Genomic DNA, 18,976 nt, shown 5'->3' with positions numbered 1-18,976 from the left:
TCAGCGAAGCCCCGCCAGCACCTTGTCCAGCGTGATCGGGAAATCGCGCACGCGCACGCCGGTCGCGTGATGGATGGCGTTGGCGATGGCGGCGGGAACGCCGACGATACCGATCTCGCCGACGCCCTTGGCGCCCAGCGCGTTGACCATGTCGTCGTGCTCCTCGACGAACAGGACGTCGATCTCCGGCACGTCGGCATTCACCGGGACATGATACTCCGCGTAGTCGTGGTTCATCACCCGGCCCAACCGGTGATCGGTGAAGGCCTCCTCCTCCAGACCCATGCCGATGCCCCAGACCACGGCGCCCTGAATCTGGCTGCGCGCCGTCTTGGGGTTGATGATGCGCCCGGCGGCGATGGCGCTGACCACGCGGGCCACCCGGATGGTGCCGAGATCCTCGTCCACCCGCACCTCCACGAAGACCGCGGAATGGGTGGCGAAGGTGTGCCGCGCCCGCGCCAGCAGATAAGGCAGGGCGCGCGCCTCCTCCTCGATGCTGAGGGTGCCGGAGCCGCGCATCACGTCGGTGATGGACAGCCGCCGCGACCGGTTGTCCCGGACGATCAGATGGCCGTCGGCAAAGAGCACATCCGCCTCCGCCACCCCCTTCAGCGGACTGTCCTCCAGCTTGCCGGCCAGCGTGACCAGTTGTGACCGCACCCGGTCGCACACCGCCTTCACTGCCGACCCGACGGTGGAGACGGTCCAGGACCCGCCCTCGATGGGAGCGGTGGGAAGCGAGGAATCGCCCAGGCAGAAGGTCACCTCCTCGATCGGCAGGCCCAGCACGTCAGCGGCGATCTGCGTCATGACGGTGTAGGTGCCGGTGCCGATGTCGGCGGTGGCGCTGGAGACCACCAGCTTGCCGTCGACGCCCAGGACGGCCTTGGCGGCGGCCTGCCCCTGCATGGCATCCCAGACGCCCGCCGCCATGCCCCAGCCGACCAGTTCCCGCCCGTCACGCATAGAGCGCGGCGCGGGGCTGCGCTTCGCCCAGCCGAACCGCTCCGCCCCGTGCTGGAAACAGGCGCGCAGCTCCTTGCTGGAGAAGGGGTTTCCGGTGTTGGGGTCGGTCTCCGCGTAGTTCTTCAGGCGAAGCTCCACCGGGTCCATGCCGAGCTTGACGGCCAGCTCGTCCATGGCGATTTCCAGGGCCGGGACGCCGGTCGCGGCCCCCGGCGCGCGCTGATCCAGCGGGGTGTGCACGTCCAGCCGGGTCAGCTTATAGTCCAGCCGGACGTTGTCGCAGGCGTACTGCTGGCCAGACCAGTTGACGACGATCTCCACATAGTTCTCGTTTTGGGAGCTTTCCTGCACCGCCTCGTGGATCAGCGCGCGCAGCGTACCGTCGCGGTCGGCGCCCAGCGCCACCCGCTGGATGGTTTCGGGCCGGTGGCCAAAGCTGAACATCTGCGGGCGCGACAGTTCCACCCGGACGGAGCGTTTCAACTGCGTCGCTGCCAGCATGGCCATGAAGAGCTGATGCTGCGGCCGCAAGCCGGAGCCGAAGGCGCCGCCGACGAAGGGCGACATCACCCGCACCGCGGATTTGGCCAGGCCGAAGACGTTGCAGACGTAAGTGTGGCAGTTCTGCGCGCCCTGGGTCTTGTCGTGGACGGTCAGCGTGCCGTCGTCGTGGTGCAGGACAGTGGTGGCGTGCATCTCCATCGGGTTGTGGTATTCCGCAGCCTGGGTGAACTCCGCGTCCACCTGGACGGGCGAGTCCAGGAAGGCCTGCTCCGGGTTGCCGCGCGGCTTCGGTGGGGGCTGGAAACCGCCCTTGTCCTTGCCGGGGGTGAAGCTGTTCGCGCGGTTGGCGCGCAGGTCGGTCTGGTGGGGCGCCGCCTCATACTCGATGTGGACGAGGCGGGCGGCGTAGCGGGCCAGCTCGAAGCTCTCGGCGATCACCAGCGCCACCGGCTGGAGCGCGTGGTGGATTTCCGCGTCGTAGAGCGGGCGGAAGGGCGCTCCCTTGGGCGCGTCGTCGTCCTTCCATTTGCGGTCGAACCAGGCGAGGCTCGGCCGGTTCTCGTGGGTGAAGACGTGGATGACGCCGGGCAGGGCCAGCGCCGCCGCGGTGTCGATGCGGGTGATCCGCCCGCGCGCGATGGCGCTGGAGACGATGAAGCCGTGGGCGAGGTCCGGCAAGGTGAACTCGGCGGCATAATGGGCGTTGCCGGTCACCTTCTTGCGCCCGTCCACCCGGCTGACGGGCTTGCCGATGGGGCCGTTGGGGGCCGTCAGGAAGCCGGGGATGCTGGGAATGGCGATCATGGACGGGGCGCTCCCTTGCGGTCTGCGGCTTCGGTCAGGGCGCGGACGATGGCGCGCTCGGCCAGTTCGATCTTGAAACTGTTGTGCTCGTGCCCCTTGGCGTCGCGCAGCAGCACGCGCGCGGCGGCGCGGAACCGGTCGGGGGTGGCGGGTTTTCCGACGAGGGCGGCTTCCGCCTCCAGGTCGCGCCAGGGCTTGTGGGCGACCCCGCCCAGCGCCAGACGGGCGTCGCGGACGGTGCCCCCATCCAACTCCAGCCCCGCCGCGACCGACACCAGCGCGAAGGCGTAGGAGGCGCGGTCACGGACTTTCAGATAAGTCGAATGCTCGGCGAAGCCCTTGGCCGGCAGGTCGATGGCCGTGATGAGGTCGCCCGGCCGCAGGACCGTGTCGATCTCCGGGCGGTCGCCGGGCAGACGGTGGAACTCGGCGAAGGGGATGCTGCGCTCACCCTCCGGCCCGGTCACCTGGACCACCGCTTCGAGTGCCGCCAGAGCGACGCAGAGGTCGGAGGGGTGGACGGCGATGCACTGGTCGCTGGCGCCCAGGATGGCGTGGATGCGATTCACCCCGCCGATCGCGCCGCAGCCCGACCCCGGCTCTCGTTTGTTGCAGGGGGTGGCCGTGTCGTAGAAGTAGTAGCAGCGGGTCCGCTGCAGCAGGTTGCCGCCGTTGGTCGCCATGTTGCGGAGCTGAGCCGAGGCCCCCGCGAGAATCGCCTTGGACAGCATGGGGTAGCGGGTGTGTACGCGCTCGTCGTAGGCGGTGTCGGCGTTGCGGGCCAGCGCGCCCAGCCGCAGGCCGCCCTCCGCCGTCTCCTCGATCCGGTCCAGCGGCAGACGGGAGATGTCGACCAGCCCTTCCGGACGCAGCACGTCGGCCTTCATCAGGTCGAGCAGATTGGTTCCCCCGGCGACGAATGCCGTCCCGGAGGCGCCGGCCCGCCCGATCGCGTCCGCCGCGCTGTCGGCGCGGGCGTAGGTGAAGGATCTCATGGCGCGCCCTCCGCCTTCGGGGCGGCGGTGGCCATGGCCTGCCGAATCGCCGCAACGATGTTGGGATAGGCCCCGCAGCGGCAGAGGTTGCCGCTCATCAACTCGCGGATCTCGTCGTCGGTGGTGGCCTTGCCCTCGGCGATCAGCCCGGCGGCGGAACAGATCTGGCCCGGCGTGCAATAGCCACACTGGAAGGCGTCATGCTCAATGAAGGCGTCCTGGAGCGGGTGGAGCGCGTCGCCGGTGGTCAGCCCTTCGATGGTGGTGACCTTGCGACCGTCCTGCATCGCCGCCAGCGTCAGGCAGGCGTTGATGCGCCGCCCGTCCACCAGGACGGTGCAGGCCCCGCACTGGCCGTGGTCGCAGCCTTTCTTGGTGCCGGTCAGGTCGAGATGCAGGCGCAGCGCGTCCAGCAGCGTCGTCCACGGCGCTAGGTGAAGCGTCCGCTCCACCCCGTTGACGTTCAATGTGACGGGAATCGGTGCTGGGGGCGGCGCGGGGGCCGGGCGCAGGCTGGCCTTGAGCGGTGCCATGGAGACTCCGGATCTGCGGGGGAGCGCCGGACGCTGCCACGAACAAGGGCTGCGCCGGCGTCATATGTCCGGACCAACAGGAGGTTGGCACCGCCGTTCCGCTCTTGGCATGAACGAGCCGGGAACGGGGGATTCAGCATTCTTCACAACGAGCAAAAGACAGTGTTGCGGCGGTCGTCGTTACTTTTTCGCAGGACCAGCGATGCCGGACTTCTCCGCGGCGTCCAGCAGGGTGACGACCTCCGGGGCCACCCACCAGCGGCAGCGCTTGCGCTCGTCGCTCGACACGGCGATGACGCGGTCGATCAGGCGGGTTTCGGCAGCGCCGAACGTCTTCTGCTGCCGCAAGGCCGCCTCGATCACCCCGGCCAGCGCGATGTCGAGCGCGGTGATCTCGATGGGATAGCTCAGCATGTCCGCCAGATCGGCGAGCTGGCCGAGCGTCCGCAGCCCTTCCGCGGCGCCGGTGGAGGATAGGCGGCGGAAGACCGTGGCGACGTGGTTGCCGTCCTCGGCCCGCCACGGCTTGCCGGACGACACGATGCCGCGCCGCGCCAGCTGCGCCTGGAACTCGTTAACGAAGCGCACGCGCTCCATCAGCGGGTCGAGCACGCTGTGCATGGTCAGCGCCTCGATCCGCCGGGCGAGGACGGGGGCGAGGTCCTCGTGCACCGCGTTGCTCAGCTCGCGGAACGCCTGATGGACCATGTTGCGTTCGCGGTCGGTGGTGTCCAACTCCAGCGCGTGGACGGCGTCGTACCAAGCCAGGAAATGCTGGAGCTGGGCGGAGGGGTGGTCGCGGTCGTCCACCGCGTCCGCCACCAGCAGGCCCGGCTTGCTGAGAAAGCTGCCGGTCAGCGTGGTCTTCAACGCTTCCGCGGCGACAAGAAGGCGCCCGATGATCGCGTCCTTGGCCACGGCGACGGGGAAGGCTTCGAAGAGGCGGATCGCCAGGGCGGCGTCGTCGCGCCGGTGCAGGCCGGCCACCGCGAACATGGCCGCCCCGTCGCGCGTGCAGTCGCCGCGGCGCACCATCTCCCGCGCCAGACGCACCGGGTCGCCGTGCAGCAGCGACGGCAAGGGCTGGTCCGCCCAGGCGGGGGCTGCCAGAAGGATGGTTTCCATCCGCTCCAGCTCCGCACGGGCGACGCCTTCACGCTGGCGGACGCCGTGGCGTTTCAACATCTGCGCGCGGAAACCGGACGCCTCGGCCAGGAAGGCGGTCGCCTCCGCCGGCGTGGCGCGCAGGCGGGCCAGCACGGCGAGGCTGCGCTGGCGCAGCTCGTCCGCCCAGCTCTGCGCCTCGGCGGAGGCGAAGATCTCGTTCAGCGGCTGGTCCTTGGCGAGGCGGGCCACCGTCTCCTGGACGCGGCCGACCAGCGGCTCCATGCGCGGGGCCAGGGCGAACCACCAGGCGCTGACGTCCGCCAGATGAAGGGCGCCGGCCAGCCGGACCCCGCTGGTCAGCAGGGAATCGTCGCGAAGGATCAGCGCGTCGAACAGGCCGGTCCAGACGCGGCGCGCGTGCTCGGACCGCCGCCCGTTCAGCATGGTGACCAGCATCTGGGCGACCGGCTCGGCCATGTCCTCCAGATACCCGTCGCGGATCATCTTGTAGAGCTGGAGCTTCTGCCCATGGTCCAGCGGGGCCAGCACGTCGGACACACGCTTCAGGCTGTTGTCCTGCCCGCCGGGGAGATCGGGCAGCGCGAGATGGAGCGGCATCGCCGTCGCCGCATCGGGCGGCATGCCGTCGGCCGCCTGCGTCTCTTTCGACATCCGGAGCTTTGCCATGGTCGGACCCATCCGCATCGAAGCGTGTGGAAATTCAATCTAAGATCGATTGGATATGGTCGTTAGAATATGCCTAAAAAGCCTAACGAATCGCTAAGCGGTGACAAAGACAGATTTCCGCGGTCTCTATGACGAAATGTGACAAGGTTGACGAAACGAAAGCAAAAGATGAGTCATTGACCGTTACATTAAAAACACAACCCAAGCGCTCATGCCTCATCCTTTCAGCGGGCGGCTTCTTGCCGGCTCCACGGGCTTGCGGGCGGGGATGGGGGGTGCGCTGCGCTCCCGCCCTTCCTCCCCGAGGAAGCCCTGCGCCGCGACGACGGCGGAACGCCACGGGCGGTCCATCGCCATCCAGTTCTCGAAGGGCAGGCGGTCGAGGGGCAGGCCCGGCCAGGATGCGGAAAACAGGCCGGAGATCATCCAGCCGGCCAGCAGGGTGACCGCCAGTTGCTCCGAGAATCCCCCCGTCTTCAGGATGGGGAGCGCGAAGTTGCGCCGCCGCTTGATCGGCCAGAGCAGAGGCAGCCCCGCCGGGGTCAGCAGGTCGCCCGCCAGATGGGTCAGATAGCCGATCAGGAAGGGCAGGATCAGGTGCGAATAGTCCGCGTATTCGTGCAGGACCCACAGGCAGCCCACGATGGCCAGCGTGGAATGGGTGACGCCGCGATGCCCGAAGACGGCGGAAATCACGTTCGACAGGGGCCGCATCAACTGGCCGAGCGTCGATTTGGGATGGTCGATGTCCGGCGCCAGCGACCCGATCACCGCCGCCCCGAACGCCACCACGTCGAAAGGCAGGCCGAAGCGCGCCGAGGCGTAGAACCACGCCGCCCCGCCGACGATCATGTGGGAAGAGGCCATCATGACCGGTCACCGCAGGTCGAGCGATGAGGCACAGGGCGTCAGAACGCGCGAAGGCTGTGCCTGGGTGACGGCCACTCTGTCGGATGCTCCCGGATTCCTGGTTCCTAACATTAGGACAGAAGTCGCGACCACACAATCGCGGCCTGATCAAGAGGGATTCCGAAATAACATGGCGCCTATGCGTTCACGTGCGTCCGTGATGGAGGTACGCCTTCAGCCCGCCGGGCCGCGGCTGCAGGTGGCCCCGATGGCGCGCAGGGCGTTGCGCACCCGTCCGACGCTCTCACGGTCCGGCAGGCTGTACCAGGTGATGGTCAGGGCGACCGGTGCGGCGCGGCGCAGGCCATGGACGTCGCCGGGAGCGGCCTCGACGACGCGGCCCTGGCTGCCGACGAACCAGCGCCAGCGCTGGCCCTCCCCGTCGGCCAGTGATTGCCAGACCTCACGGGAGTCCCGGTAATAGGCCCCGCCCCCGGCGTCCGCCGCGTCGGCGTAAAGGTAAAGCGGGTTCTCCGGAGACAGGGAGAGCAGCAAATGTTGGACGGACCGCGGCCCGCCGGAACGGATGACGGCGTCGGGAAGCGGCTCGTCGCCGTCCTGGCCATAGTCGAACATGGTGGAGCCGCGGTGCATCGGTCGGTTGGATCGGGCTTTGGGGGTCAGCCGGGCTGGAGGAATTCGACCTCGACGAAGACGATGTCGCTGTCGCCGTCGTTGATGACGTTGTGGCTGACACCGGCCTTGCGGAAATAGGAGCGGCCCGGCTCCAGCGGAAACTGGCGGGCGTTGCCGTCCGGATCGACGATGGTGAAGGCGCCGGCCGTCACCGGGACGATCACATAATCGTAGCCATGCACATGGGCGCCGGTCTCCGCCCCCGGCACCAGACGCCATTCGGTGACGCGGGTGCGCTCGTTCTCGACATGCTGGGTGGAAACCGCCTGCGGACGGGTGCTCATCTCCTGGTGCCCTCCTTGCTCTTCTCGTCGGGGTCTTTTCAAAAGAACAATTCGTGTACCACGAAGCCCGAGCCGCGCCCAGACCGAAGCGCATTCTGCACCTTTCCTTCGGACTCCTTTGGCGAGCGGCCCCCCTCCTTTGGGGGACGTCTACCTACGATTGAATCCGTGACCCAACGACTCCCCGCAGCTTAGCCTTGCCGGTCCGTACCGCGGAAACCGTCAGGGAGGGCGTCAGGCCGGCATGCCAGCGTTGAGGAGCCACCAGACCATGGTCGCCGGCATCGCCGCGGCCATCGCCCAGCGGCAGACGGACGTGCGGGACGTTCTGGCCGCGGTGACGCCGGGTGGGGGAAAGTCGCTGCTGCCGGTCATCATGGGAGCGGCGCTGATGCGCGCCGGGCTGATCGACCGCATCTGCTGGATCGTGCCGCGCGACAGCCTGCGCCGGCAGGCGGAGGAAGCCTTCGCCGATCCGCGCTGGCGCGAGGCGCTGGGGCATGGGATCGCGCTGCGGGCGGCGGAAAACGGGCGCGATCCCTGCCGCGGTCTGCAAGGTTACGTCACCACCTATCAGGCGGTCGCCGCGGCTCCGGACCTGCACCTTCAGGAGTTCCGCCGCCACCGCTATCTGCTGGCCGTGGACGAATTGCACCACCTGCCCGCCGTCGCCGACACCGGAACGGCGACCACGGCGGAGGACGAGACCGCCTGGAGCCGCTCCATCCTGCCACTTCTGGAAAGCGCCGCCGCCCGGTTGCTGATGAGCGGCACGCTGGAGCGGGCGGACGGGCGCCCCATCCTCTGGCTGCCCTACCGCGCCCCTCTGGGGGTGCGGCGGGTGCGCGAGATCGACTTCAAGGCGCCGGGCTGGGCCATCGTCGGCTATTCGCGGCGGCAGGCGCTGGCCGAGAAGGCGATCCTGCCGGTGACCTTCGGCGCGATGGACGGCACCGCGACATGGCTGGACGCGGAGCGGACGACGCGCAGCGTCGACGCGCTGTCCCGTGCCGGGGAGAACACCCGCGACGCCCTGTTCACCGCGCTGCGCACCGGCTTCGCCCAGGCCATGCTGCGCGAGGCCTACCGCTCCTGCCGCGAGCACCGGGCGAAGCGGCGCGCGGCGGCGAACGGATCGGACGGTGCGGGGCTGGGCAAGCTGCTGGTGATCGCGCCAGACCAGGAAACCGCCCGCAACTATCTCGACACGCTGCGCGGCTGGATGCCTGGGGCTCAGGCGGCGCGGATGGCGCAGATCGCCATTTCCGAACGGCGTGACGCGCAGGAGGTGGTGGCCGCTTTCCGCCTGCGCCCGGAACCCGCCGTGCTGGTATCCGTCGCCATGGCCTATGAGGGGTTGGACGCGCCGGCCATCTCGCACGTCGCCTGCCTGACCCACATCCGCTCCCGCCCCTGGCTGGAACAGGCCATCGCGCGGGCTACCCGCGTCGATCCCCACGCCGGCGCCTACGAGCAGCAACGGGCGGTGATTTACCACCCCTCCGACATGATGTTCGAACGGTTCCGCCAGATGGTGGAAACCCAGCAGGGCACGCGGGCTATGGTGAAGACCCGGCGCCAGCATGAACTGCCCTTCGAGCGCACGGTGGAGGCGGAGCCGGAGATCATCCCGCTGGAATCCAACGCGACCGCCCTGCGCTTCGCCGTGGTCGCTCCCGGCCCCGATTTCGGCAACCCGTCGCCGGGGCGCGATTCCGCCGACCGCCCCTCGGCTGAGCGCCCCTCAAAGGAAGGGGTGCAGGTGCCCAGCGCGGTGGAGCATCATCTGCGCCAGCGCATCGGCCAGATCGTGGCGGCCCAGGTGATCGAGGACCAGGACAACAACCTCGTCGCCGAGGGGCCGGTCAGCTACCACACCTACAACGCCGTGCTGAAGCGCTGCATGAACAAGGCGCGGTCGGAGATGACTCTGTCGGAGCTGGAGGCCGCCCTCGGCTGGCTGGAGCGCAACCGCATCTCCGACCACCTGCACCTGATCGCCGACGACCCGCAATACCGTTGGTCGAGCCGCCGCAAGGCCCGTGGGGCGGGTTCGGTCACGGCCTTTTCAAAACCATCCCGCCGGACGCCACCCCATGGTACGGTGAAGCCGGCGTCCTAAATAACGCCCGCCGACACACTTTTTTGCAGGAGCGAAGACATCGGCCTTCGTGGAGAGTGTCGGCCCGTTCGCCACCCGTGGAGGTTCCTGGTGCGTTTCGTGAGGCCGCTCAAGATTCTTCTCGTGGAGGATGACTCGCTCACCGCCATGGCGATGGCCCGCATGCTGGAGATGGCCCATTGCACGGTCACCACCGTGACGGACGGGGAGGCCGGTTTGAGCGCCCTGGCCGACGGCTCCTTCGATGCGCTGATCACCGATCTGGTGATGCCCCGGCTGGGGGGCGAGGCGATGATCCGCCAGTTGCGCCGCGACTGGCCCGACCTGCCCATCGTCGTCCTGTCGGCCTCTCCGCCCGATGACGGGATTTCCGGCCTGCAGGACGGGGAGGGCGGTCCGCTGGTGATCCTGAGGAAACCCGTCCTGGCGGGGGAGTTGCTGACGGCGATGGAGCGGGTGTTCGTGAAGACCTGACCGGGGGGCGATCAGGCCTTCCTCTTGCCGAAGCTGATCTTCGGTTCCTCGCCCTTCAGCAGGCGCTGGATGTTCGCGGAATGGCGGATGGCGACCAACACCGCGATGAACAGGCACAGACCCGCCACCAGCGGCCCACCGAAGATCCAGCCGAAGATCGGGCTGAGGCCCAGCGCGGTCAGCGCCGACAGCGACGAGATCTTGAACAGGAAGGCCATGGCGAGCCACGTCGCGCAGGCGATCACGCCGACCGGCCAGGACACCGCCAGCAGCACGCCGAGCGCCGTCGCCACGCCCTTGCCGCCCTTGAAGCCGAGCCAGACCGGGAAGCTGTGGCCCAGCATGGCGCCGCCCGCCGCGAAGACCGCGGCCTCCGGCCCCGCCCAGGCGAGGGCGAGCAGGGCGGCGATGGCGCCCTTGCCGCTGTCCAGAATCAGGGTGGCGGCAGCCAGCGGCTTGTTGCCGGTGCGCAGCACGTTGGTGGCGCCGATGTTGCCGGATCCGATCTGGCGGATGTCGCCCAGGCCGGCCAGCCGCGTCAGCACCAGCCCGAAGGGGATCGAGCCCAGCAGATAGCCCAGCAGGGCCGAGATGAGGAGAGTCACCCGGTCAGCCCTCGAACTGCCAGACGGTGCGCCCGTCCACCACGGTGCGCAGCGGACGGCCCTGGACGGGGCGATCCTCGAAGGGGCTGTTCTTCGACTTCGACTTGAAGGCCGCCACGTCCACCTTCCACGGCACCTCCAGGTCGAAGGCGATCAGGTCGGCGGGCGCCCCCTTGGCGATGCGGCCGAGCGGCAGGCCGAGGAGTTCGGCCGGCTTCACGGTCACGCAGGCCAACGCCTTCAAAAGCGGCATGGCGCCCTTGTGCACCAGCTCCAGCGTCAGCGGGAACAGTGTCTCAAGCCCGATCACGCCGCAGGCGGCCTGGGCGAAGGGCAGGCGCTTCTGGTCCTGGTCCTGCGGCGTGTGGTCGGACGCGATGGCGTCGATGGTGCCGTCGGCCAGACCTTCCACGATGGCCCGCCGGTCCATCTCGCCGCGCAGTGGCGGGGAGACCTTGGCGAAGGTGCGGTAGTCGCCGACATCCGTCTCGGTCAGGGCGAAGTAATGCGGGGCGGTGTCGCAGGTGACCTTGAGCCCGCGCGCCTTGGCGCGGCGGATCAGGTCCACCGACTCGCCGGTCGAGACGTGCGCGAAGTGCAGCCGGCCGCCGGAGAGCTCGAGCAGGCGCAGGTCGCGTTCGATCATGATGATCTCGGCTTCCCGCGGAATGCCGACGAGACCGAGGCGGGTGGCCCGCTCGCCCGAATTCATCATGCCGCCGCTGGCGAGGCTCGGCTCCTCCGGATGCTGGACGATCAGCTTGTCGAAGGTGCGGGCGTAGCTGAGCGCGCGGCGCATCGCCTTGGCGCTGGCGATCGCCTTGGTGCCGTCGGTGAAGGCCACGGCCCCGGCGCGGGACAGCAGGCCCATCTCGGTGATCTCGTTGCCCTCGGTCCCGCGGGTCGCGGCGGCGTAGGCGAAGACCTTGACCAGACGCACCTCGCGGGCGCGCCGGGCGATGAACTCCAGGCTCGCCACCTCGTCGGTCACCGGGTCGGTGTTGGGCAGCAGGACCACGGCGGTGATGCCGCCGGCCACCGCAGCGCGCGACGCGCTCTTGATGGTGTCCTTTTCCTCCTCGCCGGGCTCGCCGATCAGGACACGCATGTCGACGAGGCCGGGGGCGAGGCACTGGCCCTGCAGGTCCACGACCTCGATCCCCTCCGGCACGCCGTCGGCGAACAGGGACGGGCCGAAGTCGGCGATCTTCGCGCCTTCGGTCAGCAGGTCGCCCCGCTGGTCCAGGCCGCTGGCGGGGTCGAGCAGGCGGGCGTTGCGGTAGGCGACACGGGCGTTGGCGTTAGACATCGGTGCCCCGGCGGTCTCGGGTGAGAAGGTCGAGCACGGCCATGCGGACGGCCACGCCCAGCTCCACCTGATCGAGGATCATGGAGCGTTTGAGGTCGTCGGCGACCTCCGAATCGATCTCGACGCCGCGGTTCATCGGGCCGGGGTGCATCACCACCGCGTGCGGCTTCGCCACCGCCAGCTTCTCGTAGTCCAGGCCGTAGAAGTAAAAGTATTCGCGGGTCGAGGGGACGTACTGCCCGCTCATCCGCTCCGTCTGGAGGCGCAGCATCATCACCACGTCGGCGTCCTTCAGGCCGGTCGCCATGGAGTGGTGGATCTCGACGCCCAGCCGGTCGATCTGCGAGGGGATCAGCGTCGGCGGCGCCACGACGCGGACGCGGGCGCCCATGGCGTTCAGCAGATGGATGTTGGAGCGCGCGACGCGGCTGTGCAGGATGTCGCCGCAGATCGCCACGATCAGCCCGTCGAGGCTGCCCAGGCGGCGGCGGATCGCCAGCGCGTCCAGCAGCCCTTGCGTCGGGTGCTCGTGGTGGCCGTCGCCGGCGTTGATGACCGAACAGTTGACCTTGTCGGCCAGCAGCTTCACCGCCCCCGAATCGGCGTGGCGCACGACCAGCGCGTCGAGGTGCATGGCGTTCAGCGTCATCGCCGTGTCGATCAGCGTCTCGCCCTTCTTCACCGAGCTGCCGTCCGACGACATGTTGATCACGTCGGCGCCGAGCCGCTTGCCGGCCAGCTCGAAGCTGGTGCGGGTGCGGGTCGAGTTCTCGAAGAAGAGGTTGACGATCGTCCGCCCGTCGAGAAGCGACGACTTCTTCGTGGGCTGGCGGTTCTGCTCGACGTAGCCGTCGGCGAGGTCGAGGATGGTGGTGATCTCGCCTGCCGTCAGCCCCTCGATGCCAAGGAGGTGGCGGTGCGGGAAAACCGTCGTGGAATGGGGCGATCCGGTCATGGGCCGCGACTATAGGAGCGGTCCCGGACGCCCGCAAGCGCGCCCTATGACCTTTTCCTACAGGTAGGCCCTACACGTAGGCGATGAGCCGCCCGCAGGCCAGGACGCCGACCCACAGCGCGAGCGAGGCGGCGCCCGCGAACCGGGCGCCCGGCGGTGGCCGGTCCGCAAGGCTCCACTCCGCCATCCGACGGCCGGCGAGCCCGTGAAAGGCCAGGATGTTCAGCAAGGCCAGCCCGATCAGCGCCAGCTTCGCCAGGAAGGCCGGGTTGCCGGCTAGCGCCGTCGCCTCCGTCGTGAAGAGGAGGAGGCCGGTCGGCACCGCCAGCGCGAAGCCGGTCACCGCCACCGGCAGGAGCAGCCGCGCCAGCGCATCCGCCGGTAGCAGCGGCGCCCGGACCCCGATCAGCCGCAGGTCGAAGGCCAGGATCGCCCCGACAAGAAGGGCGAATCCGAGGATGTGCGTGATCTCGACCAGCGGATAGAGCCAGATCGACTGGCGCAGCGATTCGCCGAGCCCGGATGTCTCCAGTGCGACGAGCCAGCCGGGGCCGGTGGGGCCGAGGTCATGGTCCATGCGGGGGCGCCGTCAGCGCAGCTCGATGGTCTTGTCGGCGGCGGTGATGCGCTCCGCCCGCAGCTCCGCCGGGTCGGACTTGGCGGGGTAGCCGACCACCGTCACGGTCTGGCCGGGCTTGATCGAATCGGCGGGCAGGCCGCGCGTGCTCATCCGGCTGGGCGGAGCGAGCACGACGTGCCAGACCTTGCCGTCGGCCTGGAGGTTCAGCATCGCGTGCGGGTTGTTGAAGGCGATCTGCTGCACGGTACCGGTCAGCGTCATCTCCTTGTCCGACTCGTAGCCGCCCCAGCCATGGTGGGCGGCGGCGGGCCAAGCCAGCGAAGCGGACAGGAGGGCGGCGAGGGCGAGTGGGCGTGCGTGCGTCATGGCGCAACCTTTCCCCGGTCAGGCGTCTGTTCAGGCGTCTGGGGTAGAGGTTGTGGCGGACTCCGCCGCGGACAAGGTCCGGCTGTGATCGGCGGTGGCTTCCTCGAACAGCCAGTCGCGGAACGCTTTGACCTTCGGACGCGCGAAGTAATGGGGCGGGGCGGCCACATAGTAGGCATAGTTGCCTGGCAGATGGACATCGAACAGCCGGACCAGCCGCCCGGCGGCGACATCGTCCGCCACCAGGACGCCGCGGGCCAGCGCCACGCCGCCGCCCTCCGCCGCGACCTGGAGGAGCAGCGCCGAATCGTCGAAGCGCGGGCCGCGGGCGTGGTCCAGTCCGGCGATCCCGGCGGCCTCACCCCAGGTGCCCCAGGTTATGAAGTAGTCGTCGTGGAGCAGCGTGTGGTGGCGCAGATCCTCCGGACAGCACAGGGGGCGGGGGCCGTTCAGAAGGGACGGGCTGCACACCGGGTAGATGTCCTCGGTCATCAGCCGCTCGCACCGCAGGCCGGGCCAGTTGCCGGCGCCGAAGCGGATGCCGATGTCGACATCCTGCTGGGTGAAATCCACGAGCTGCGGGGTGGTGTGCAGCCGCACCTCCAACTCCGGATGGCGGGCCTGGAAGCGGCCCAGCCGCATGACCAGCCACTTCGCCGCGAAGCTGGGCATGGTGGAGATGGTCAGCGCGCCGGCCCCGTCCATGCGGAACAGCCGCTCCGTCGCCTGCGACAGCGTGTCGAGCGCATCGCGCACCGGCGGCAGATAGGATTGCCCGGTCTCGGTCAGGATCAGCGAGCGGTTCATGCGGCGGAACAGCGGCATGCCCAGCCATTCCTCCAGCCCCTTGATCTGATGGCTGACGGCGGCCTGGGTGACGTGAAGTTCCTCCGCCGCCTTGGTGAAGGACAGGTGACGGGCGGCGGATTCGAAGGCGCGCAGAGCGTTCAGCGGCGGCAGGCGGCGGGCCATGGAGCGACTCCGGGAGGCTGTCTTCGGATTAGTTTTCCTAATCCAAACTATGAGAAAGCGTCGTTTGTGCGCAAGGACCGGGTGGCCCATCCTCCAGTCACGGAACACAGTCCGGAACGTCGGGCGACAGGCACCGACAACGACCGGACACAAGAGGAGACGCGGTCATGGCCCAGAGCATGAATGACGGCATGAACGGCAGCATGAACACCCGCATCGACGCGCAGGAGCGGCCCGGCCAGGGCAGCGCCATTCATGGGATCGGCGGTGCGGTGATCGCCCTGTTCGACACGGTGGCGACCTGGAACGAGCGGCGGCGCCAGCGGCGCGCGTTGGAGGCTTTGCCCGATCATCTGTTGCAGGACATCGGTCTGTCCCGCGCCGACGCGGTGACCGAGGCCGACAAGCCCTTCTGGCAGGGCTGACTCATCCCTTATCGAGGAAACGGACGGGAGCGGACCGATGAGCGACGGCGGAGTTCTGACGGGCGGGTGTCTTTGCGGCGCCGTTCGGTACGACGTGACCGAGCGGCCCATGGGGGTGGTGAACTGCCATTGCGGCCAGTGCCGGCGCTTCCACGGCCATTTCGGCGCCTACATCACCATTCCTCGTGAGACGGTGGCGGTGTCCGATGCGGAAGGCACCCTGTCCTGGTACCGCTCCTCGGCGAAGGCGCGGCGGGGCTTCTGTTCGCGCTGTGGGTCGTCGCTGTTCTGGAGCGGCGATGAGTCCGACTTGTTCGACGTTGCCGCCGGGAGCCTGGACCAGCCGACCGGCCTCGCCACGCTGCGGCACATCCATGCGGCGGACAAGGCGGACTATTACGCCATCGACGACGGGCTGGAACGCTTCCCCCAGGGGGCGCCGGAGCCGCCGTGACCGGTCGCGGCGGCCCCTTGCAGCCGTTTCAGCCGAGGAGGCCGTGGATGGTTTCGACGATGGTCTTGGAATTCGCCCTGGCGTAATCATTCAGGCCGTTGGAGATGATCATGCCAACGACCCCGCCACTGCCGTCCGTAAGAGCGTAGGCATTGGCGGACTTTCCCGGACTCCAGCCGCCCGCACCGTCCAGCGACGCGCCAAGCGCCGAGGTCCTGATGCCGGCCAAGGCGCCTTGAGCGTTTGGTCCGCCCGTCTCCAAATCGACCAGGGAACTGCCGGCTCCGGGCTTCCTGCCGCTGTCGAACAGGATGCGGAGGTTTCCGCCCTTCTCCGCGCCATTCGGCAGGAATGTGACGTCGAACATACCGGTGCTTCCGCCACTTTTGCCGCTCCACATGCTTTCACCCGTCGTCTGCAGCATGTCGGCCACAGCCGGCGGCATCTCCGGTTCGATCAGCCCATTCTTTTCCGCCAAGTTCTTGATGGCGGTCAGCGCGGCTCCGCCCGCTGCCCAGCCGTTCCGGTCCGCGTCCAGACCGAAGGTCTGGTTGACGAGATCACGCACCTTGCCCGTATAGTCCGCGTGATTCTTCCGCCATTCGGCATGGGCCGCCATCGCTTCGGGTGTGAAACGGTCCGCGTTCGCGTCCAGCCCTGATACCGTCTTTGCCGCGGCCGCGGCTTGCGCCAGTGATTCGGCGGTCACGGATAGCTTGGTCGCGCTGCTCATCCTGAATTGTGCCTCGGCCGACAGAGTGATCGTGTCCATGGGTCCGGAGGCGGGTGCTTCCGCCGGCGTGAAGACCGCGGCAACCGGGGTGTTCCCTGCGGCTTTCCCCAGGACCAGCGACGACTGTGTTTGGCTGTGGGCCGCTGTGAGGGTGATGTCCATGGCTGTGCAGGTCCCCTCAAAGAACTATCCAGGGTAGTCTTTGTGGGGAGTGCCTAACGAACCATGAATGGCTGCAGCCCCTCATCCCGCCAAGGCGACGACCAGCGGCAGCGTGGCGGCGGAGGCGAGAGTCTGGACGGTGATGATGCTGGCCACGAGCGCGTGGTCGCCGCCCATCTGCCGCGCCAGGACATAGGAACTGGCCGAGCAGGGCAGGGCGTTGAACAGCACGGCGACGGTCAGCGGCAGCCCATCCACCCCCAGCCACAGCCCGGCGAGCGCCGTCGTGGCGGGGACCACAAGCAGCTTCAGGACGCTGGACAGCGCCACGCCGAGCCCGGCGCCGCGCGCCGCGGCGAGGTCCAGCCCGGCGCCGACCGACAGCAGCCCCATGGGCAGGGCGGCCCGCGCCAGAATGCCCACCACGTCACTGACCACCGGAATGCGGCCGATCCCATTCAGGTTCAGGGCGGCGCCGATGGCGACGGCGATGATGATCGGGTTGCGGAGGATGCCGAAGACGACCGCGCCAACGCCGTTGCTTTGCGGCGCTCCGTCCGCCACGCGCCCATAGCGCACCATCGCCGTGACGCAGAGCAGATTGACCAGCGGCACCACCACGGCGATGCCCACCGCCGTCAGTGTCAGCCCGGCGGACCCGTAGAGCGCGCTGGCCCCCGCCAGCCCCACATAGGTGTTGGGCCGGATCGCCCCCTGGAAGACCGAGGTGAAGGCCGGACCGTCCAGCCCGATCGGGCGACGGACGGCGAGCGCCAGGGCGGCCCCGGCGAAAATCCCCACCGCCATCGTCCCGCCCATGGATCCCATGGACAGCGCGCGCAGGTCGGTGCGCGTCAGCTCGTCCACGATCAGGCACGGAAAGAACAGCAGATAGGTCAGCCGGTCGAGCGACGGCCAAGCGGAGTCGGGAATCACGGCGCGGCGGCGCAGCCCCTGGCCGAACAGGATCAGCAGGAAGATCGGGGCCAGCGCCCCGGCGATGGGCAGCATGGAGCCGTCAGGCGTCCCCGTCGCCGCCAATGTCGTTGTCGTACTCGTCGCGCTCCCGCTGCTCCCGCTCCATGCGGCGGATGTGGGCCAGCGCGTCCAGCGCGCCTTGCAGGATGTAGGCGGCGGCCATCTTGTCCACCACCTCGTCCCGGCGCTTGCGGGTCATGTCGGCCTCGCCGATCATGAAACGCTCGACCGCGGAGGTCGACAGCCGCTCGTCCCAGAAGGCGATTTCGGCGTCCCAGCCCAGCAGGTCGGACCGCTCCATAAGGTTCTTGGCGAAGGCGCGGGTGGATTCGGCGCGCGGCCCCTCCGACCCGTCCATGTTCAGCGGCAGGCCGATCACCAGCCCCCCGATCCCGTAATCGCGCAGCGTCCGCGACAGCTCGCGGGCGTCCTGGGTGAACTTCGTCCGCTTCAGCGTTCCGATCGGCGAGGCGACGACGAAGTTCGGGTCGGACACGGCCATGCCGACGGTCTTGGTGCCGACGTCGAGGCCGAGCAGGCGCTGGCCTCGGCCCAGGCGGGCGGCCAGTTCGGGAAGCGTGTGGATCATGCCGCGAACCATAGAAGCCACAAGCCGGAACGGCAAGTCCGGCGAAGATGTTGGGCGATGCGACGGCGCAGCGAAGCCGCTTGAGTTGTTTTTCGGCGCACTTATTCTATCACGCATGAATTCCGGAGTTCGTCCATGTCCACTGCCGCACCGGCTCCACCCCCCGCCATCGCGTACAGCCACCGCCCCCTGTCCGATGCCGACATTCCCGACATCTGCCGGTTCGCCCGTGATCGGGAGGAGCTGTATTTTCTCTTTCCTCGCGCCACGTGGCCTCTGACACCGCAACAGCTGCGCGATTCCCTGGCCTTGCGCCGCGATCCCACGGTGGTGCTGCGCGGCGGCGAGGTGGTCGGCTACGCCAACTTCGCCACCTTCGAGGAGGGACGCAGCGCCAGCCTGGGCAACGTCAGCGTGGCACCCTGGGCGCGACGAACGGGCGTGGCGAAGCGCTTGGTGCGGACCATGATGGACCGTGCCTTCGACCATCACGGCTTGCCCGAGCTTGTGCTGCGCTGCTTCAACACCAACACGCCGGGGCTTCTTCTCTACGCCGCGCTGGGATTCGTCCCGATCGCCATCGAGGAGCGGACGGCGCCCTGGGGAAACCGGCTTGCTCTCTTCACCCTGCACATCGACCGGGCGGGCTGGAACGCGGGCCGTGGCGAGGGGTGACACGGCCCCTCTTTCATCGCCGGGCGTCGTCGCAAGGTCAGGCGCTGCGGATGCGCTGAACGAACTCGTCCCACCATGCGGTGGCGATTGCGGAAACCTTTTGCCGCGCCTCCGTCACCCGGAGCCATCCTGCCGCCGGTGCGGAGGGG

General features: G+C 68.8%; 21 protein-coding genes. 5 read left to right on the top strand and 16 right to left on the bottom strand.

Annotation, left to right across the window (positions count from 1 at the left end):
• The 7 genes from ACWPXE_RS05545 to ACWPXE_RS05515 form a co-directional block, all read right to left on the bottom strand.
• Entirely contained in the window at positions 1-2,277 is a 2,277-nt protein-coding gene (locus tag ACWPXE_RS05545; protein ID WP_454017003.1) for a xanthine dehydrogenase family protein molybdopterin-binding subunit, read from the bottom strand.
• Positions 2,274-3,272 (bottom strand): FAD binding domain-containing protein, encoded by a 999-nt coding sequence (locus ACWPXE_RS05540; RefSeq protein ID WP_454017002.1) that lies wholly within the window; start codon positions 3,270-3,272, stop codon positions 2,274-2,276. Before ACWPXE_RS05540 ends, ACWPXE_RS05545 begins: the two co-directional genes overlap by 4 nt.
• Positions 3,269-3,805 (bottom strand): (2Fe-2S)-binding protein, encoded by a 537-nt coding sequence (locus ACWPXE_RS05535; RefSeq protein ID WP_454017001.1) that lies wholly within the window; start codon positions 3,803-3,805, stop codon positions 3,269-3,271. Before ACWPXE_RS05535 ends, ACWPXE_RS05540 begins: the two co-directional genes overlap by 4 nt.
• Before the next feature lie 180 nt (positions 3,806-3,985).
• On the bottom strand, positions 3,986-5,599 hold the full coding sequence (locus ACWPXE_RS05530) for a hypothetical protein (RefSeq protein WP_454017000.1): 1,614 nt from the start codon (positions 5,597-5,599) through the stop codon (positions 3,986-3,988).
• A gap of 216 nt (positions 5,600-5,815) precedes the next feature.
• Positions 5,816-6,469 (bottom strand): metal-dependent hydrolase, encoded by a 654-nt coding sequence (locus ACWPXE_RS05525; protein ID WP_145623942.1) that lies wholly within the window; start codon positions 6,467-6,469, stop codon positions 5,816-5,818.
• A gap of 213 nt (positions 6,470-6,682) precedes the next feature.
• Positions 6,683-7,102, bottom strand: a complete 420-nt coding sequence (locus ACWPXE_RS05520; protein ID WP_014198408.1) for a hypothetical protein — start codon at positions 7,100-7,102, stop codon at positions 6,683-6,685.
• A 26-nt stretch (positions 7,103-7,128) separates the two neighbouring features.
• On the bottom strand, positions 7,129-7,428 hold the full coding sequence (locus ACWPXE_RS05515; RefSeq protein WP_014198409.1) for a cupin domain-containing protein: 300 nt from the start codon (positions 7,426-7,428) through the stop codon (positions 7,129-7,131).
• Between the two features lie 244 nt (positions 7,429-7,672).
• Here ACWPXE_RS05515 and ACWPXE_RS05510 point away from each other — a divergent pair, with 244 nt between their 5' ends.
• Positions 7,673-9,550 carry a DEAD/DEAH box helicase gene (locus tag ACWPXE_RS05510; protein ID WP_454016999.1) on the top strand — a complete coding sequence of 626 codons (1,878 nt, stop codon included), beginning with the start codon at positions 7,673-7,675 and terminating at the stop codon, positions 9,548-9,550.
• Between the two features lie 90 nt (positions 9,551-9,640).
• A complete protein-coding gene (locus tag ACWPXE_RS05505) occupies positions 9,641-10,024 on the top strand; it encodes a response regulator (RefSeq protein ID WP_454016998.1) in 384 nt (127 codons plus the stop codon).
• Between the two features lie 11 nt (positions 10,025-10,035).
• Here ACWPXE_RS05505 and plsY read toward each other — a convergent pair whose 3' ends face one another.
• From plsY to ACWPXE_RS05475, 6 genes are all read right to left on the bottom strand, one after another.
• Positions 10,036-10,629, bottom strand: a complete 594-nt coding sequence (gene plsY / locus ACWPXE_RS05500) for a glycerol-3-phosphate 1-O-acyltransferase PlsY (protein ID WP_454016997.1) — start codon at positions 10,627-10,629, stop codon at positions 10,036-10,038.
• Positions 10,630-10,633: 4 nt separating this feature from the next.
• Complete coding sequence (locus ACWPXE_RS05495; protein WP_237905113.1) at positions 10,634-11,938, bottom strand: dihydroorotase; 1,305 nt, start codon at positions 11,936-11,938, stop codon at positions 10,634-10,636.
• The gene (locus ACWPXE_RS05490) at positions 11,931-12,893 is read right to left on the bottom strand and encodes an aspartate carbamoyltransferase catalytic subunit (RefSeq protein WP_237905112.1); all 963 of its coding nucleotides are present in this window, start codon (positions 12,891-12,893) and stop codon (positions 11,931-11,933) included. The genes ACWPXE_RS05495 and ACWPXE_RS05490 overlap by 8 nt, the downstream gene beginning before the upstream one ends.
• A 70-nt stretch (positions 12,894-12,963) precedes the next feature.
• Complete coding sequence (locus tag ACWPXE_RS05485) at positions 12,964-13,470, bottom strand: hypothetical protein (protein ID WP_454016996.1); 507 nt, start codon at positions 13,468-13,470, stop codon at positions 12,964-12,966.
• 12 nt (positions 13,471-13,482) lie between these two features.
• A complete protein-coding gene (locus ACWPXE_RS05480; RefSeq protein ID WP_454016995.1) occupies positions 13,483-13,839 on the bottom strand; it encodes a DUF6152 family protein in 357 nt (118 codons plus the stop codon).
• A gap of 30 nt (positions 13,840-13,869) precedes the next feature.
• On the bottom strand, positions 13,870-14,811 hold the full coding sequence (locus tag ACWPXE_RS05475) for a transcriptional regulator GcvA (protein WP_454016994.1): 942 nt from the start codon (positions 14,809-14,811) through the stop codon (positions 13,870-13,872).
• 167 nt (positions 14,812-14,978) lie between these two features.
• Between ACWPXE_RS05475 and ACWPXE_RS05470 the strand changes: the two genes are divergently transcribed.
• Positions 14,979-15,236 (top strand): DUF1127 domain-containing protein, encoded by a 258-nt coding sequence (locus ACWPXE_RS05470; RefSeq protein ID WP_454016993.1) that lies wholly within the window; start codon positions 14,979-14,981, stop codon positions 15,234-15,236.
• Between the two features lie 37 nt (positions 15,237-15,273).
• Complete coding sequence (locus tag ACWPXE_RS05465) at positions 15,274-15,690, top strand: GFA family protein (RefSeq protein ID WP_454016992.1); 417 nt, start codon at positions 15,274-15,276, stop codon at positions 15,688-15,690.
• A 28-nt stretch (positions 15,691-15,718) separates the two neighbouring features.
• Here ACWPXE_RS05465 and ACWPXE_RS05460 read toward each other — a convergent pair whose 3' ends face one another.
• From ACWPXE_RS05460 to ruvX, 3 genes are all read right to left on the bottom strand, one after another.
• Positions 15,719-16,585 (bottom strand): hypothetical protein, encoded by an 867-nt coding sequence (locus ACWPXE_RS05460; protein ID WP_454016991.1) that lies wholly within the window; start codon positions 16,583-16,585, stop codon positions 15,719-15,721.
• 81 nt (positions 16,586-16,666) lie between these two features.
• On the bottom strand, positions 16,667-17,596 hold the full coding sequence (locus ACWPXE_RS05455; RefSeq protein ID WP_454016990.1) for an AEC family transporter: 930 nt from the start codon (positions 17,594-17,596) through the stop codon (positions 16,667-16,669).
• Between the two features lie 7 nt (positions 17,597-17,603).
• Positions 17,604-18,152, bottom strand: coding sequence for a Holliday junction resolvase RuvX (ruvX, locus tag ACWPXE_RS05450; protein ID WP_454016989.1), 549 nt, complete (start codon positions 18,150-18,152; stop codon positions 17,604-17,606).
• 135 nt (positions 18,153-18,287) lie between these two features.
• Here ruvX and ACWPXE_RS05445 point away from each other — a divergent pair, with 135 nt between their 5' ends.
• Complete coding sequence (locus ACWPXE_RS05445; RefSeq protein WP_454016988.1) at positions 18,288-18,827, top strand: GNAT family N-acetyltransferase; 540 nt, start codon at positions 18,288-18,290, stop codon at positions 18,825-18,827.
• Positions 18,828-18,976: the final 149 nt, after the last annotated feature.

This window comes from Azospirillum sp. Marseille-Q6669 (assembly GCF_965111635.1).
Note: the sequence above shows the minus strand (reverse complement) of the source record. Positions and strands in the feature narration are given on the sequence as shown.

Excerpts from the sequence above, each read along its gene's own strand:
- ACWPXE_RS05545 (WP_454017003.1), bottom strand. The coding sequence starts at position 2,277 with ATGATCGCCATTCCCAGCATCCCCGGCTTCCTGACGGCCCCCAACGGC.
- ACWPXE_RS05540 (WP_454017002.1), bottom strand. The coding sequence starts at position 3,272 with ATGAGATCCTTCACCTACGCCCGCGCCGACAGCGCGGCGGACGCGATC.
- ACWPXE_RS05535 (WP_454017001.1), bottom strand. The coding sequence starts at position 3,805 with ATGGCACCGCTCAAGGCCAGCCTGCGCCCGGCCCCCGCGCCGCCCCCA.
- ACWPXE_RS05530 (WP_454017000.1), bottom strand. The coding sequence starts at position 5,599 with ATGGCAAAGCTCCGGATGTCGAAAGAGACGCAGGCGGCCGACGGCATG.
- ACWPXE_RS05525 (WP_145623942.1), bottom strand. The coding sequence starts at position 6,469 with ATGATGGCCTCTTCCCACATGATCGTCGGCGGGGCGGCGTGGTTCTAC.
- ACWPXE_RS05520 (WP_014198408.1), bottom strand. The coding sequence starts at position 7,102 with ATGCACCGCGGCTCCACCATGTTCGACTATGGCCAGGACGGCGACGAG.
- ACWPXE_RS05515 (WP_014198409.1), bottom strand. The coding sequence starts at position 7,428 with ATGAGCACCCGTCCGCAGGCGGTTTCCACCCAGCATGTCGAGAACGAG.
- ACWPXE_RS05510 (WP_454016999.1), top strand. The coding sequence starts at position 7,673 with ATGCCAGCGTTGAGGAGCCACCAGACCATGGTCGCCGGCATCGCCGCG.
- ACWPXE_RS05495 (WP_237905113.1), bottom strand. The coding sequence starts at position 11,938 with ATGTCTAACGCCAACGCCCGTGTCGCCTACCGCAACGCCCGCCTGCTC.
- ACWPXE_RS05490 (WP_237905112.1), bottom strand. The coding sequence starts at position 12,893 with ATGACCGGATCGCCCCATTCCACGACGGTTTTCCCGCACCGCCACCTC.
- ACWPXE_RS05485 (WP_454016996.1), bottom strand. The coding sequence starts at position 13,470 with ATGGACCATGACCTCGGCCCCACCGGCCCCGGCTGGCTCGTCGCACTG.
- ACWPXE_RS05480 (WP_454016995.1), bottom strand. The coding sequence starts at position 13,839 with ATGACGCACGCACGCCCACTCGCCCTCGCCGCCCTCCTGTCCGCTTCG.
- ACWPXE_RS05475 (WP_454016994.1), bottom strand. The coding sequence starts at position 14,811 with ATGGCCCGCCGCCTGCCGCCGCTGAACGCTCTGCGCGCCTTCGAATCC.
- ACWPXE_RS05470 (WP_454016993.1), top strand. The coding sequence starts at position 14,979 with ATGGCCCAGAGCATGAATGACGGCATGAACGGCAGCATGAACACCCGC.
- ACWPXE_RS05465 (WP_454016992.1), top strand. The coding sequence starts at position 15,274 with ATGAGCGACGGCGGAGTTCTGACGGGCGGGTGTCTTTGCGGCGCCGTT.
- ACWPXE_RS05460 (WP_454016991.1), bottom strand. The coding sequence starts at position 16,585 with ATGGACATCACCCTCACAGCGGCCCACAGCCAAACACAGTCGTCGCTG.
- ACWPXE_RS05455 (WP_454016990.1), bottom strand. The coding sequence starts at position 17,596 with ATGCTGCCCATCGCCGGGGCGCTGGCCCCGATCTTCCTGCTGATCCTG.
- ruvX (WP_454016989.1), bottom strand. The coding sequence starts at position 18,152 with ATGATCCACACGCTTCCCGAACTGGCCGCCCGCCTGGGCCGAGGCCAG.
- ACWPXE_RS05445 (WP_454016988.1), top strand. The coding sequence starts at position 18,288 with ATGTCCACTGCCGCACCGGCTCCACCCCCCGCCATCGCGTACAGCCAC.